The sequence below is a fragment of the Arthrobacter sp. SPG23 genome (assembly GCF_000876655.1).
GTDB lineage: Bacteria > Actinomycetota > Actinomycetes > Actinomycetales > Micrococcaceae > Arthrobacter.
In genome coordinates this window covers 219157-233381 of sequence record NZ_JYCN01000009.1, presented here as the reverse complement: position 1 = coordinate 233381, position 14225 = coordinate 219157, and the positions used below count along the sequence as shown (strand labels likewise).

Sequence of the window (14225 nt, the reverse complement as noted above, 5' to 3'; positions counted from 1 at the left end):
GCGGGAGAAGTGCACTGTGTACTTGTTCGGAACTCGTTTAGTGCGTGGTGCCTGACGCTGTTGTTTCAAGGATTTCCCCGGAATGACGGATGTCCCGGAGAATTTCCCCGCCCCGATCTTTCACCTCGGAAATGCTGGAAACGCCTACTAACGTCATGGTACGCCGGAGTTCGTCCGAGAAGATCTCGATGATCCGCCCGACACCCGGCGAGCCCGCCGCCACCAGCCCGTACAGGTAGGCCCGGCCGATGGAGCAGGCATCGGCGCCCAGCGCGAGCGCCTTGAGGACGTCGCTCCCCCGGCGGATGCCCGAGTCCACATAGATCTCGATCGCATCGCCCACGCGCTGCCGCGATTCCTGCAGCACGTCCATGGGGCTGAGCATGTGGTCGAGCTGGCGGCCGCCGTGGTTGCTGAGCTGGACGGCGTCCAGGCCGATCCGGGCTGCCTTGTCGACGTCGGCCGGGTTGACGCAGCCCTTGAGCACGATCCTGCCGTGCCACGCCTGGCGCAGGGCCTCCAGTTCCTTCCACCCGCTGGTGGCATCCGAGTGGCCCAGGATGTGCTGCCACATGGACGGGGTGACCACGGAGGTGGCCGCTGCGCTGCGCGGATCCAGGTTGGGGAAGCTGATGCCGTCCGCCGTCAGGAAGTTGATCCACCAGGACGGCCGCCGTGCGATGTCCGCGATGGTTGAGAGTGTCAGTGCCGGCGGCGCGGTGAAGCCGTTGTGGAGGTCCCGTTCCCTGGCACCCAGGGCGCGGGTGTCGACGCCGACAATCAGGGTGGTGAATCCGGCAGCTTCGCAGCGCGCCAGTTTGTCCTTCAGTGCCTGCGCGTCGGAGGTGAGCCCGAAGTTGAACCAGCGGTCGAGTGCCGGGTGGTTCTCCGCAATTTTTTCCATGGCTACGGTGCTCAGCCCGGCCAGCCCGTAGGGGATGCCTGCCCGGTCCGCGGCAGCGGCGACGGCCAGTTCGCCGTCGGGATGAAACAGGCGGGTTGCCCCGGTGGGCGTCAGGGTGAGCGGCAGGGCACTGCTCTTTCCCAGCAGCGTGGTGCTGGTGTCCGGTCCCGAGACCGGGCCCCAGCTGGGCATCAGCGCCCAGGAATCGAAGACGGCACGGTTGCGGCGGAGCGTCACCTCGTCCTCGGAACCGCCGTCGAGGTAGTCGAAAATCCCGGCCGGCAGGACCCTGCGTGCCGCTTTCCGGTATTCCTCCACATTAAAAGCGTTGGCCAGCACTCGGCGTCGTCGGGATAGTACGGGGGCTTTGACCTGGACGAGCTGCCTGGCTTCGCTGATTTTCAATGACGGCCTTTCCCCTTTGTGCATACGTTGTGGTTCAGCGTACGAAGCGGGACCCCGGACGACTATGGAGGGAACAACAAATTATGGGCCATCAGTTTGGCAGTGCCTACCAAAGTGGGTACGGCGTTGCTAAAGCTTGGGGATCAGGACCGGGGTGTTCTTCTTGTACGCCTCGTAATCGGCCTGGCCGCCCCATTTCGAATCGGCCTTCTTCTCCAGGAGCGGTATGCCGCTGGCTTTGATGAGCAGCAGCGCCACGAACACCGGAGAGAGCAAGGCCACCCACTGCCAGCCTTCCAGCACCGGCATGGCGATGAGGAGCACGCCGATCCAGAGCACAATCTCGCCGAAATAATTGGGGTGGCGGGATTTCGACCACAACCCGGTGGAGATGAACTTGCCCTCATTGGCAGGGTCCGCCTTGAACCGGCCCTTCTGGTTGTCCGCCGCTATCTCGATGCCGAAGCCGGCCGCCCACACCACAAAGCCCGCGAGGGCCCACCAGTCGAGTGCCACACGGGTGGCGCTCGTCATGGCAATCCAGGCAGCTGCTGCCGTGAGGACCACCCAGAGCCCCTGAATGGTCCAGGCGTTCAGGAACCGGTGGAACGAGGGCTTGATCTCATCGAAGCGATCGTCCTTGCCGTGCCTGCTGACTCGGCGGAACAGGAAGCTTCCCAGCCGCGCGGCCCACGCCACCACCATTGCCGTGAGCAGAAGCCCCCGTGCATCCACGCCCGGGGTGAGCAGGACCAGGAGGAGGGTGATGGAGATGTACGTCAGGGCGCCGGTGAGGTCGTAGAACTTCTCTGTCTGCCCCTTGAAGGCAGGGATGAACGCCACCCACTGGATGAGGAACGCAGCCCCGACTCCGAGGGCGAACAGGGGGAAACCGCCAAGTGTTGCGCCGGCCTGGCTGCCGGCCCCGGCAACCAACGCCCCAATGACCACAACCACCGGGAGACTAATGAGTGCTTTACGGTCCGATTCCTTCATCAAAGCTTCCTTTCAGGCGCCGGCACGAAATCCGACAAGAGCACCCGGGGCTGAATACGCTAGCCAGCCTACTATTCAATTCTGTTTGAATATCTAATTTTATTGAGTAGGGTGGATACATGCAAATGCAAGCAGGTGAGGGCCCAGGTGCACCGACGTATCACCCGGCCGCGGTGGCGCTGCAAACCCTGTTCGCCCTCGCCAACGAAACTGAGCGCGAGATCGCACGGGGGATGCGCATCAACCTCACTGACTTCCGCGCATTGTCGGCATTGGAGCGATCGGGACCGGTGACCGTGGGCAGGCTCGCGGAGGACCTCGGCACAACGCCTGCCACCACCACTGCCATCGTGAACCGGCTGGAGAGCCGCGGCTACGTGGCCCGGCACCGCGGCGCCGACGACCGTCGCCAGGTCCGAGTGAGCACCACACGGGAATACTCCACAGGAATCATGGACCTGATGCGGCCCCTGATGACTGCCACGGACCGGCACCTTCAGGCCCTACCGGCCGCACAGCAGAGCGCCGTGGCGGATTTCCTCGACGTCGCCCGGCACCTGATGCGTGACCACCTCCACGCACTTTCCGAGAGAGACAGCCAATGAGAGAGTTCACCACCCCGCTGCTGGTTGAGCCGTCCGTTCACCGAAACGCGACCGAGCTGCTCATGCAGCGGTTCCGGACCTCCCCCGACCACGTCGCCTTCGAGGTACGCGCCGCCGATGCCGCAATCACGGAACCGTGGCGGCGGGTGACCACCCGGCAGTTCGTGGAGGAGGTGCGGGCCCTCGCCAAGGGCCTCATCGCCGTCGGACTCCGGCCCGGCGAATCGCTGGCCATCATGTCCCCCACCCGGTACGAGTGGGCGCTGGCCGACATGGCAGCCTGGTTCGCCGGCGCCGTCGTCGTCCCCATCTACGAGACGTCGGCAGCTCCCCAGGTGACCGCCATCCTCGGCGACGCAGGTGTGCGCCTCGCGGTTGCCGGCACCGCTGGGCACGCTGCCCTGCTGGAGCACGGATTCGAGCAGGCCGAAATACCGGGCCTGGGTGTCTGGACGATGGACGCCCGCCCGGGCGCGGACCTGGCTGAGCTCGTGGTCCGGGGCGCCGGAATTTCCGATGCCGCCGTCGAGGAGCGGCGCCTGCTGGCAGACCTCGACTCGGTGGCCACCATCGTCTACACCTCCGGCACCACCGCCGCGCCGAAAGGTGCCCTCATCACCCACGGCAATTTCGTGGGGCAGGTGCTCAACGTGGCGGCCGCCTACACCGAAGTGGTCCGTGAAGGCGGCAACACCATCATCTTCCTGCCGATGTCCCATGTGCTGGCCCGCGGACTGCAGCTGATCTGCCTGGCCAACGGCATGCGCATCGCGCACCTGTCCGATCCCCGGGATGTCGTTCCCGCCCTGGGCGTCCTGCGGCCCACGTTCCTGGTGGTGGTTCCCCGCGTTCTGCAGAAGATCCAGGCGTCCGCTGCGGGCGCCGCGGCGAAGAAGCATCTGGGACGGGTGTGGTCTTCGGCGCAGCGCACCGCGGTGGCGTGGGGACGGTTCGCCGAAGCCCGCGACGCCGACCCGGCGGCCAAGGCGGGGCCGGGCCTGAGGCTGAGGCTGAGGCATGCGCTGTACGACCGCCTGTTCTACGCCCGGCTGCGGGAACTGATGGGCGGACGGCTCGACTTCCTGCTGTCCGGCGCGGCCGCCCTCGACGCCGAGCTGTCCCTGTTCTTCCGCGGCCTGTCCCTGCCGGTGATCGAGGGCTACGGCCTCACCGAGACCACCGCTCCGCTGACCGGCAACATGCCCGGCGCGATAATGTCAGGCTCCGTGGGCGTCCCCATGCCCGGAACAACCGTGCGCATCTCGGACCAGGGCGAGGTGCTGGCCCGCGGCGTGGGCGTCTTTGCCGGTTACCGCAAGCCCTCCGACAACACGGACGCCTTCGCGGACGGGTTCTTCCGGACCGGAGACCTCGGCCGGATCGACGGGACGGGACGGCTCACCCTCACGGGCCGGCTCAAGGACGTCATTGTCACTGCGGGCGGCAAGACCATCTCCCCCGCCATCTGGGAAGGCTATGTGGAGGGCGACCCCCTGGTGGCCCATGCCGTGATGGTGGGAGAGGGCAAACCGTACCTCGGCGGACTCGTGCTGCTGGATCCGGATTCCGTCGCGGCCTGGGCAGCGCGCAAGGGCATAGCGGACCTGGCCCGCTTGCGGATCCCGGACGACGGCGGCGCGGTCCGGGTCGACGACGCGCGGCTCCTCGCCGCGATCGGCAACGCTGTCAGTGCCGCGAACGCGAAGATCGCGCAGTCCGAGCAGGTGCGCCGCTTCGTGCTGCTTCTCACCGACCTCAGTGAGGCCAACGGTATAGTGACGCCCACCATGAAGCTCAAGCGTGCAGCCTTTGCCGAACGCACCCGGCACATCGTCGAAACCCTCTACGCCCAGCCAAGGAGCCAAGCATGAACGTTCGAGTCAAAAGATGGCTGCTCGCCTACGCGGCGGCCGCCGTCGTGTTCGCCGTCATCGACGTTGCCTGGATCATCACCGTGGCCAACAGGCAGTACGAAAGCCAGATCGGGGACCTGCTCGCGCCCAGCGTGAACGTCGCTGGCGCCGTCGTCTTCTACCTGATCTTTGTCGTGGGGATCGTGCACTACGGTATTCGGCCCAACGACGCCGACGCCACCATGCGGCAACGGGTGACGGGCGCCGCCCTGTTCGGCTTCTTCACCTATGCAACCTGGGCCCTGACCGCGCTCGCCGTGCTGAAGGACTTCCCCGTCCTGGTGGCCGTGACTGACATCGCCTGGGGTGCCGGGGTGTGCAGCGCCGTCACCTGGCTGACGGCCACCGTGCTCCGGCCCGCCCGTGTCCAGCAACGTGCGTCATAGTCCCCGACGCCGCCAATACGGTCAGTAGCTCCGTTATGCCTGGTCACGGTGCAGGGGTGTTCCCCGGCGCGCAGAACCAATCCCAGCCCACACTCGCGGACGTGGCGCTCTCGGCCGGATCGGAAATCGTCAGCGTCGTGGAGATGCCGGCCGATGACCATCAGGTTGTCGCGGGCTCGGTGCTGTACGACTCGACGGCCGCGCCAGCCAGATTCCCCGGCGCTGTTGCCCTGGCCATCGGCCTGTCGCTGTCCGGCAAGCGGCTGCGGGGCAAGGTCCAGGAACTCCGCGACGCCGGCTACGTGGCCATCGTCTACAAGACCAACGGGAAGCCGGATGCCGCCCTCCGGGCAGCCGCCAGGGAAACGGGGATGGCCCTCTTCCGCGCGTCCGACCCGGTGCCGTGGAACCAGCTGGCGGAGATCATGGACGCCGCCGTCGTCCCGCACCGGCAGTCAGGCCGCACCCTGGTGGACATCCGCCCCGGGGACCTGTTCGACCTGGCCAACACCGTGGCAGCCCAGGCTGGCGGTGCCATTGCGATCGCCGATCCGGACCAGACGATCCTGGCCTATTCCACCCTCCCGGACCAGCCCATCGACGAGACGCGGCGAAGCTCCATCCTGCGCCTGCACGTTCCGCATTCCGTGCAGACCGACAAGGACTACCGGCGCGTCCATGCCGCCAGCGACGCGCTGGATGTGGCGACCGAGGACCCCCGGCTCCGGCGTACGGCCATCGCCATCCGGGCCGGCGGCGCCGTGCTGGGATCGCTCTGGCTCCTGGAACGCGCCGATCACCACAACGAGGACGCGGACCGGATCCTGCGGGAAGCCGCCAATGTTGCCGCGCTCCATATCCTGCACAAGCGCACCACGTACGTCTCCAACCTCACCCGCCAGATGGACCTGGTCCAGCCGCTGCTGTTCGAGCCGGAGCGCGCCGAGCTGGCCGCCATCCGGCTGGGCATTTCGGCAGCTTCCATCCGGGTGGCCGCACTCAGCGTCTGGCCGGCGGACGCCATAGCGGCCGAGACGCTGCAGTCACGCCTTCGGCTGTTCGACACCATCCGGACCGCCTGCGCCATCCGGCTGCCCTCAGCAGTCTGCGGGCTCGCGGACGGCATCGTGTACATCGTCCTGCCGCAGAGCACTGACTCGTCCCTGCAGTTTCAACGCGGCGCGCTGCTCAAAATTGTCCAGAACGCGCGGCGGCTGCTCTCACGCCCGGTCCTCGCCGCGCTGGGTACGGCGGCCCCCATCGACCGGCTCACCGAGTCCAGGGTCAACGCGGAACTGGTCCTGTCCGAACTGGTCCGCAACGTCGTCGAGGGCCGCATAGCTGCCGGCTCGGATGACGTGGTGGCGGACGACGAGTCGCTGGGCTCGCGGCTGCAGCTGCGCCAGATCGCCTCGTCCCTGACGGCGTCCGGCCACCTCCCCGGGAGCCACGCCCTCAGGATCGCCGAGTACGACGAAACCCATAAGAAGTCCTTCGAAGAGACCATCTATGCCTACCTGGGCTGCGGCGGCAACGCGATCGAGGCCGCCAAGGCACTGGACGTGCATGTTAACACCGTCCGCTACCGCCTGTCCCGGGTGGAGGCCCTCTTCGGCATCGATCTGGATGATCCCGAAACGCGCCTTCTCCTGTGGCTGCAGTTGTGGGCCGGGCACAACCAGTAGGCCCGCGTCTTCCGCCGGCGTCCGCTTCTTTCGCTGGCGTCTTTCCTCCGTGTCCGCAGGATGCCAGAGTGGGACGATGAACGCGGAAACCGCCGGGCTGGTCCTGAACCTGGAGTGCACGCTCCCTGCTCCTCCGGAGGGAATCTTCCGGATGCTGACCGAGCCATCCGAACTGGTGAAGTGGTGGGGCCCGCACGGCTTCACCATCCCGTCAGCCGAACTGAACCTCGCTGAGGGCGGCCGCTACCGGTTCCGCATGGCGCCGCCGGAAGGCGAGCCGTTCCACCTCTCCGGCGAGTTCCTCGAGATCGATCCTCCCTTTCGCCTCGTCTACACCTTCCGCTGGGAGGAGCCGACGCCGGATGACCGGGACACCGTCGTCGACCTTTCACTCCAAACGGCCGACGACGGCACGCGCCTGGCGCTGTCACAGGGACCGTTCCTCACGGAGGAACGGCTGGAACTGCACCGCGGCGGCTGGACTGATTCGCTCGAGAAACTGCAGGCGTTGGCAGGCGGCCGGGGTTAGTCCCGGACCAAGCGCGGTTTGGCGGATCAGTGGTCAAGGTTTCTGGGACGCCGCCGCGTGAGGTTCGAGATCCGCGAGAGTGAGCGGATGCGCAGGGCCGCCCGGGAAGGGGAAAGTGGCGGTCACCGCCAGGAAAGGATCGACGTGCACCAGTTCGCCGGATGCCATGGGACGCCACGCCGGGTTATGGTCCATCGGTTCGGTAGCGAAGAGGACATGCGGGTTGTAGGCGAGTTCGGTGCTGCGGGAGTGGATCCGGTTGCTCCGCGCGTCCAGAGGGGCCGCCGGAGCCGGAGCAGCGGCAGGGTCCCGTTGAAGAATGTACAACTCGTGGGCCGCCGGGTACCTGAGCGCCCACAGGTCCGTAGCCGTGCTCACGATGAGGTTCAGGCTGAAGACCGGCAGCTCGGCAGCGACCCAGCTGATCGCGGCGGTGATGCCTTCTTCCACGTCGCCTCCGGCCCGGCGGCTCTCGGCAGTGATGAGTGCGAACAGGCGTTCGCTGTCCGTCTGGCCCAGCACGAGGTCCGCGACGCCGAGCTCCCCCAGGCGCTGATCGAGCTTAGCGAGGTCACCGAAGGCCCCGTTATGGGCAAACAGCCGCCCGTCCTGCTCGAACGGGTGGGTGTTGACCATCGTATGGGCGCCGGTACTGGCATACCGCACGTGGGCCAGGAACGTGGTGCTTTTCAGGTCCCGCGCCTCACGGGCGAAAGCGTGGTCCTCCCACGCGGCAAGCGGCTGTTTGGCAACGCGGGGCCTGCCGTCCGCGTCGAACGTCCCTATGCCGGCGCCGTCGGGCTCGCGCCGGCTCTGGTCCGCGAGGCTGTCCGGGGCGTCCAGGAGCCAGAACGTGGCTCGGACCGGCCGGGAACCAGCGTGCAGCCCGAATAGTCGGCACATGGCAGCTTCCGCTCAGTCCGTCAGTGTTTCAGGCCCTTCGCGTAGGCTGCCTGACCCACGTGCTGGAGGCAGTCGGCGATGGTGCTGACCAGCCTCACCCCGAGCGTGACCGGCGGGTCCCAGCGGGTGTCCACCACGCGGTCGAAGTCGTCGTCGCCAAGGGTTTGCAGGAAATCCGCTGTCTGCCGGTGGACGGCGTCGTAGTATTCGAGCAGCAACTCCGCCGGCGCCCGCACCGAATCGACCTGCTTGCTGGAATGGCCGTACCCGGTGTCATGCTCGCGAAGCGGCAGGTTGAAGCGGCCCACAAACCCCTGCGAGGTCCAGACCTGTTCCAGGCCGGCGGCGGAGGCCACCTGCGCGTCTTCCACCCGGCCAAGGTGCCAGATCAGCCACGCGATCGAGTTTCCGGTGCCCGCCGGACGGCGGGCCAGGCCGGCGTCGTCCGTCCCGTCAAGGGTTGCTTCCACGGTCTCGCGGATCCGGCCGAAGGCGTCCAGCAGCAGTTCATTGGATTTCATCAGGTCCCCTCACTGTTTCGGTGAGGCCCATGCTTGCATGGAAGCGGCGCTGGCGGATAGGGCGGCCGGATGAGCGGGATAATGGAGTTATGACCGATCAGGATCAGGACCGGGACCCCTGGGAAGAGTTCGACAAGCTCCAACCCGCTGGCCCCGACCGCGTTGAGGGGCTCCCTGGCGGACAGCCAATGGGCTTTGGCTTCCGCACCGGTGTGCGGAGCGCCAAGGTGGCCTTCGGGTTCGCCGTATATGCCTTGTTCCTCGGAACCGTGCTGGTCCTCACCGGCGCCGTCGTGTTCATCAGCCAGGGGCAGTGGCTGCTGCTCGGACTGATGGTGCTGATCGAGGCCGTTTTCGTCTTCGCCTTCAGCCAGCTGGTGCGCCTGGCGCGCCACCGGCGCTCGGCCCAGTAGCCGCGCTGTCCAATAGACGGGCTCCCCAGTCGCGGGGCTGCCCGGTCGCGGGTCTGCCCGGTGGCCGGTGGCCGGGAGAGCAACCGTGCCGTTGCCCCGCCTTGACGGCCTTGCAATACTTCACACATGCCTGCCCTCCCCGCCACCTTCACCGGAGACGTCATCAACCAGCCGGCCCGCGTCCAGTTCGAGGCGTTCCTCAATGAGCACCGCAGCATGCTTAATGCCTGTCTGGACGGGCTGACCGAGGAGCAGGCGCGGCGCTCCCTGGTGCCTTCGCGGACCACGCTGCTGGGCCTGGTGAAGCATGCCACCTTCGTGGAGAAGGTCTGGTTCGACGAGGCCATCACCTGCCGGTCGCGCGCCGAGATCGGCATCCCGGCCACCCCGGATGAGTCATTCATCCTGGATGACCGGGACACCATCGCAACCGTTCAGCAGGCCCACCGCGAAGCTTGCGAAGCCTCCCTCCGTGCCACCTCGGTCCTGGAGCTCGACGACGTGCTCCGCGGCAACCGCCGCGGCCCGCTCCCTCTGCGCTGGGTGTACCTGCATATGCTCCGGGAGCTCGCCCAGCACTGCGGGCACGCGGACATCCTGCGCGAGCAGATCTTGCGCGAGCAGGTCACCGCCGGCTGAGGACACGAACACAGCCATGGGCTACACCAGGGACCCGCGCGTGGACCACTACATCGAAGCGCTCGGAATCTTAGGGGCGGTCAGTAGCCGTCCCTTAATGTCTTTGTCCCTAACCCGCACCCCCTAGACATGTGACCAATTAGTCACCTATTCTGGAGTTGTGGACGCCGTATTCAAGGCCTTGGCCGACGCCACCCGCCGCGACCTCCTGGACGAACTCTTCCGGAACGACGGGCAGACCCTCCACGCCCTCGAGGCCCGCTTCGAGATGACGCGCTACGGCGTGATGAAGCACCTCAGGATCCTGGAGGACGCCGGCCTGGTGGTGACCCGCCGCCGGGGGCGCGAGAAACTCCACTTCCTGAATCCGGTGCCCATCCGGCTGGTCCACGACCGCTGGGTGAGCAAATATGCCGAACCATGGGCCGCTGGCCTCAGCGACCTCAAAACCAGATTGGAAAGTCCCATGGAAAAGATCTTCGAAATCTATATCAAGACCACCCCGGAACGGCTCTGGGAGGCCATCACGGACGGCGAGATCCGCAGCAAGTATCAGTTCGGATCCGTCATCACCTCGGCCTGGACGCCGGGGTCCCGGTTCGAGATGGGCAACCCCACATCCGGGGACCTCCTGGGCGAGGGCGAGAACCTGGAGGTGGACCCGCCGCGCCGGCTCGTCCAAAGCATGCGCGCGCTCTGGGGCGAGGACGTCAAGGCCGAAGGCACGTCCCGGGTCACCTGGGAGATCGAGCCCGTGGGCGATTCCTGCCGCCTGACGGTCACCCACGACCAGCTCCGCGACGGCGCCAACGACCAGCTCTTCGGTGGCTGGCCGATGATCCTCTCCGGCCTGAAGACCTGGCTGGAAACCGGCGAACTCCTCACCACACCCGGCTCGCTGATGTACACCTGAGGTGACGAACACCTGAAGTGCGCGGCGGCACCAAAGCGGGTGCCGCCGTCATGCTTCCCGGTCTAGTCCCGCGTTACTGCCCGGGCGCCCGGTACGCCGGTGTCTTCTTGGCTGCTTCGTCGATGTCTTCCGGCGTCATGAGCGGCTTCAGCCGCACGTTGACGGAGCCCGTGGAATTGATCATCAGCGAGAGGGCTGCTGCCCCGGCCTGGTCCGGAACATCAAAGACGCCCAGGACGTCGGTGTCCCCGAAAGCGTAGTAGAAACTCTCGAGCGATCCGCCAACAGAATCGAGGGCCTGGACCAGCGCCTCGCGCCGCTTGGTACCGCCTTCGCGCATGAGCCCCTTGATTCCCTCGCCCACGTAATTCGCTTCAAAAAGATACTTGGTCATGGTCTTTCCTGGCTGGAAGCGGTCCCCGGAGTGGGGCCGTGCGCACAGCGTAGGCTCTCCGCCGTGCACCCACAACAGCTGCCGGAAAGTCCGTTGCTGGCGGGGATTGTGGGAAAACGGAGTGTTCACCGCTGCGGAACCAGGGCTGAGTGGGTTCAGCCTTGCTTGGCTGCCCAGTCGGTGACGCGCTGCGTGCTCTCCTCTTCGGAGAGGTCCTCGACGCGGGTCATGATGGACCATCGCACACCGTACGGGTCCCGGATGCTGGCGAACCGGTCCCCTGACACAAAGGTGGACAGGGGCTCCCGAACGGTGGCCCCGGACCGTTCGGCGCGCGCCACGAGGGCGTCGGCATCGGCGCAGTAGAAGCCGATGGAGTAGCAGTCGTCCTCACCGTCCGGCGCGGACACGAGGTGATAGTCGGGGTTGGGCTCACCAATCTGGAGCCGCCCCTGGCCGAAGTCCAGTTCGGCGTGGACCACAATGCCGCCCATCTCGGTGACATTGACGGTGCGCGCACCGAAAACATCCTGGTAGAAGGTGATCGCCTCCTTGGCCGAGGTGATCGCAAGGAACGGCGTGAGGCTCGTGAAGCCGTGCGGGATGCCGGATGTTGTGTGCTTGCCGTCCGCGGCCACGGTCAGTTCGGGGCTTGTAGTATCAGTCATGACTCTCACGGTACGCGCGGGTCCGCCCCGGCGGCTTGGAGAATTGCGACAGCCCGGATAGGAGTGCCCATGGTGGATTCGTTCAAGGGAATCCTGTACCCGGCCCGGCTCCCCACGTTTCACCGGGTGCCCGCACCTGAGTCCATCACGGACCTGGTGCAGTGGTTTTGGATCCCCGAATGGGACATTGAGCCGGGGCGCACGTCACGCCAGCACGTGATTGCGTTCCCGACGTCCAACCTTGTGGTCCAGAAGGATCTTGTGGAGTTCGCCGGACCAACGACCCGCCGGTCACACCGCGATCTCACGGGCCGCGGCTGGGCGGTGGGGGCCCTCCTGCGTCCCGCGCTCGTGCCGCGTTTCACGGATGATCCGGGGAGCCTGCGGGATGCCCAACTGCCGCTGCCGCTCGCGGATCTTCATGCCTCCGTGTCGGAGACGATGGGCGGAACCGATCCACACGAACGCCGGCAGCGCGCGGTTGAGGCGTTCACCGGCTGGCTGGTAGCGGAGGGTCCGGAGGTCTCCGAGGAGGGCCTTCTTGCCAACGCGATGATGGACCTTATCGGCGCCTCTACCGACGTGACCCGCCTTGAGGACGTTGCGGCGCGGCTGTTTGTATCGCCGCGAACCCTGCAACGGGTGGCCAAGAAGTACATCGGCCTGAGCCCGTCCGCGCTGATCCGAAGGCGCCGCCTGCAGGAGGCCGCTGACCGGTCCCGGACCAACCCGGCGGCAGACCTCGCGGCGATCGCTGCCGAACTCGGTTATACCGATCATGCCCATCTGACGAACGACTTCCAAAGGACACTGGGTTTCACGCCAAGCTCCTACCGGCGGTCAGTCCTCCAGGACCAGGCCGAGTGGATCGGCTGACCCGCAGAGAACACTCCGCCTTCACAGGAGTCCGCACGTTTCCGCGAAGGTGGTTCTGACAGACCCTGCCTCACGTCCAATAAGTCAGGTAATTTGAGTGTAGGACACCGGCAACCGGCGCCGTGTTCCTTCCCCACTCCCTGAAAAGGACTCTTCACCCGTGCCTCCCGCGACCTCCGTTTCTGCACGCGACCGCATGCCTTTCGGGGCCCTGCTGGTGTTGTCGATGATCGGTTTCACCGCCATCACCACCGAGCTGCTGCCCTCCGGCCTGCTCCCCCAGATCAGCGCCGGCCTCAACGTGTCCGAACCCGTGGCGGGCTATCTCACCGCCGGGTACGCCGCCATCATCGTGGCCACGGTGATCCCTGTCGCCATGCTCCTGGCCCGCGTCCCCCGGCACACACTGCTGGTGGCACTTGTGCTGACGTTCGCCATCAGCAACGCCTTAGTGGGCCTGGTGTCAGACTTCGGCGCAGCCCTCGCCGCCAGGCTGGTGGGCGGCATTGCCCACGGCCTGCTCTGGACGGCCATGGCGCCCTTTGTGGCGCGCATTGTCCCGGCCCACAAGGTGGGCAAGGCGATGGCCATCGTCTTCAGCGGCAACAGCCTGGGCCTGGCCATCGGCGCCCCGCTGGGAACGGCGCTGGGCGCGCTGATCGGCTGGCGCGCGTCCTTCCTCCTGCTGGCGGGCACCGGCGTGGTCCTCGCGGGACTGGCCATGTGGCTGCTGCCCGCCGTGCGGCGGCTCCCGGACGCGCCGCGGCCGTCACTGCGGAAGGCTATTGGCCAGCCCGGCGTGAAATCGGTGGCCATCGCCTGGCCGCTGATGCTCATGGCGCACTTCGCGCTGTTCACCTTCATCGCACCGTTCCTCCGCGAGGCCGGCCTGCCCGACTACAGCATCACCCTCTCCCTCACCGTCCTGGGGTTCTCCGGACTGGTGGGCATCTGGATCGCCGGCATCACGGTGGACATGCGGCCGCGCCGTTCACTGCTGATGACGACGGCGGTCATCGCCGCCGCGTTCCTCCTCCTTCCCCTGGGTGGGAGGACAGTCCCTGGAGCCCTGGTGCTCATGGCGGTGTGGGGAGCAGCCTTCGGCGCGATCGGCATCTACAACCAGTCCGCCATCCTCCGTGCCGGTAAGGAGTACCGGGAAGCCGCCAACGGCCTCACTGTGCTGACCATCCAGCTGGGAATCACCATCGGTGCGCTGTATGGCGCAGCCGCCCTCACCACGGCGGGGCCGCTGATGGTGCCGGTGGCTGCTGCGGTGCCTGTCGTCGCCGCGCTGGTGATTATGGTGACCGGACGCAGGCACGCCTACCCGCCCGGCCCGAAAGAGGCGGGCTACGTTGCGCCTGTTGCAGCGTCGACAGAGGCACCTGCCGTGGCCGCGCGCGCCTAAGGGTGCGGCACCGCCACGGGACGGTGCCGCACGTGGTGACTCCCGCCGTCGGCCATTAACCCAC

The 14225-nt window shown here is 66.7% G+C and carries 16 protein-coding genes; 10 read left to right on the top strand and 6 right to left on the bottom strand.

Translation table 11 applies throughout. The features are described 5' to 3' along the window. Positions 1-37: 37 nt before the first annotated feature. A complete protein-coding gene (locus TV39_RS04415) occupies positions 38-1309 on the bottom strand; it encodes an alpha-hydroxy acid oxidase (protein WP_052500490.1) in 1272 nt (423 codons plus the stop codon). A 129-nt stretch (positions 1310-1438) separates the two neighbouring features. Next, the gene (locus TV39_RS04410; protein WP_043478850.1) at positions 1439-2305 is read right to left on the bottom strand and encodes a DUF1295 domain-containing protein; all 867 of its coding nucleotides are present in this window, start codon (positions 2303-2305) and stop codon (positions 1439-1441) included. 119 nt (positions 2306-2424) lie between these two features. Here TV39_RS04410 and TV39_RS04405 point away from each other — a divergent pair, with 119 nt between their 5' ends. From TV39_RS04405 to TV39_RS04385, 5 genes are all read left to right on the top strand, one after another. Then, on the top strand, positions 2425-2910 hold the full coding sequence (locus TV39_RS04405; protein ID WP_043478847.1) for a MarR family winged helix-turn-helix transcriptional regulator: 486 nt from the start codon (positions 2425-2427) through the stop codon (positions 2908-2910). Beyond that, positions 2907-4781, top strand: a complete 1875-nt coding sequence (locus TV39_RS04400) for an AMP-dependent synthetase/ligase (protein ID WP_043478844.1) — start codon at positions 2907-2909, stop codon at positions 4779-4781. Before TV39_RS04405 ends, TV39_RS04400 begins: the two co-directional genes overlap by 4 nt. Continuing rightward, positions 4778-5209 carry a DUF2177 family protein gene (locus tag TV39_RS04395; protein ID WP_043478841.1) on the top strand — a complete coding sequence of 144 codons (432 nt, stop codon included), beginning with the start codon at positions 4778-4780 and terminating at the stop codon, positions 5207-5209. The genes TV39_RS04400 and TV39_RS04395 overlap by 4 nt, the downstream gene beginning before the upstream one ends. A gap of 35 nt (positions 5210-5244) precedes the next feature. Beyond that, the gene (locus TV39_RS04390; protein ID WP_082049491.1) at positions 5245-6894 is read left to right on the top strand and encodes a PucR family transcriptional regulator; all 1650 of its coding nucleotides are present in this window, start codon (positions 5245-5247) and stop codon (positions 6892-6894) included. Positions 6895-6970: 76 nt separating this feature from the next. After that, positions 6971-7423, top strand: a complete 453-nt coding sequence (locus TV39_RS04385; RefSeq protein WP_043478835.1) for an SRPBCC family protein — start codon at positions 6971-6973, stop codon at positions 7421-7423. Between the two features lie 33 nt (positions 7424-7456). On the opposite strand, the gene TV39_RS04380 is transcribed toward TV39_RS04385, so the two are convergent. Further along, positions 7457-8326: a class II glutamine amidotransferase gene (locus tag TV39_RS04380; RefSeq protein ID WP_043478832.1), complete on the bottom strand. Its 870-nt coding sequence runs from the start codon at positions 8324-8326 to the stop codon at positions 7457-7459. A 20-nt stretch (positions 8327-8346) separates the two neighbouring features. Next, positions 8347-8847 (bottom strand): mycothiol transferase, encoded by a 501-nt coding sequence (locus tag TV39_RS04375; protein WP_043478829.1) that lies wholly within the window; start codon positions 8845-8847, stop codon positions 8347-8349. Positions 8848-8936: 89 nt separating this feature from the next. Here TV39_RS04375 and TV39_RS04370 point away from each other — a divergent pair, with 89 nt between their 5' ends. The 3 genes from TV39_RS04370 to TV39_RS04360 all read left to right on the top strand — a co-directional run bounded on the left by TV39_RS04370 (position 8937) and on the right by TV39_RS04360 (position 10812). Next, positions 8937-9260, top strand: a complete 324-nt coding sequence (locus TV39_RS04370) for a hypothetical protein (protein WP_043478826.1) — start codon at positions 8937-8939, stop codon at positions 9258-9260. 126 nt (positions 9261-9386) lie between these two features. Next, positions 9387-9899 carry a DinB family protein gene (locus tag TV39_RS04365; protein ID WP_043478823.1) on the top strand — a complete coding sequence of 171 codons (513 nt, stop codon included), beginning with the start codon at positions 9387-9389 and terminating at the stop codon, positions 9897-9899. A gap of 160 nt (positions 9900-10059) precedes the next feature. Further along, the gene (locus TV39_RS04360; protein ID WP_043478820.1) at positions 10060-10812 is read left to right on the top strand and encodes an ArsR/SmtB family transcription factor; all 753 of its coding nucleotides are present in this window, start codon (positions 10060-10062) and stop codon (positions 10810-10812) included. 73 nt (positions 10813-10885) lie between these two features. Here TV39_RS04360 and TV39_RS04355 read toward each other — a convergent pair whose 3' ends face one another. Beyond that, the gene (locus TV39_RS04355; RefSeq protein ID WP_043478817.1) at positions 10886-11206 is read right to left on the bottom strand and encodes a GYD domain-containing protein; all 321 of its coding nucleotides are present in this window, start codon (positions 11204-11206) and stop codon (positions 10886-10888) included. 155 nt (positions 11207-11361) lie between these two features. Continuing rightward, on the bottom strand, positions 11362-11874 hold the full coding sequence (locus TV39_RS04350; RefSeq protein WP_043478814.1) for a VOC family protein: 513 nt from the start codon (positions 11872-11874) through the stop codon (positions 11362-11364). A 69-nt stretch (positions 11875-11943) separates the two neighbouring features. Here TV39_RS04350 and TV39_RS04345 point away from each other — a divergent pair, with 69 nt between their 5' ends. Continuing rightward, a complete protein-coding gene (locus tag TV39_RS04345; protein WP_043478811.1) occupies positions 11944-12750 on the top strand; it encodes a helix-turn-helix transcriptional regulator in 807 nt (268 codons plus the stop codon). A 160-nt stretch (positions 12751-12910) separates the two neighbouring features. Beyond that, positions 12911-14161 carry an MFS transporter gene (locus TV39_RS04340; RefSeq protein WP_442853480.1) on the top strand — a complete coding sequence of 417 codons (1251 nt, stop codon included), beginning with the start codon at positions 12911-12913 and terminating at the stop codon, positions 14159-14161. Positions 14162-14225 lie beyond the last annotated feature (64 nt).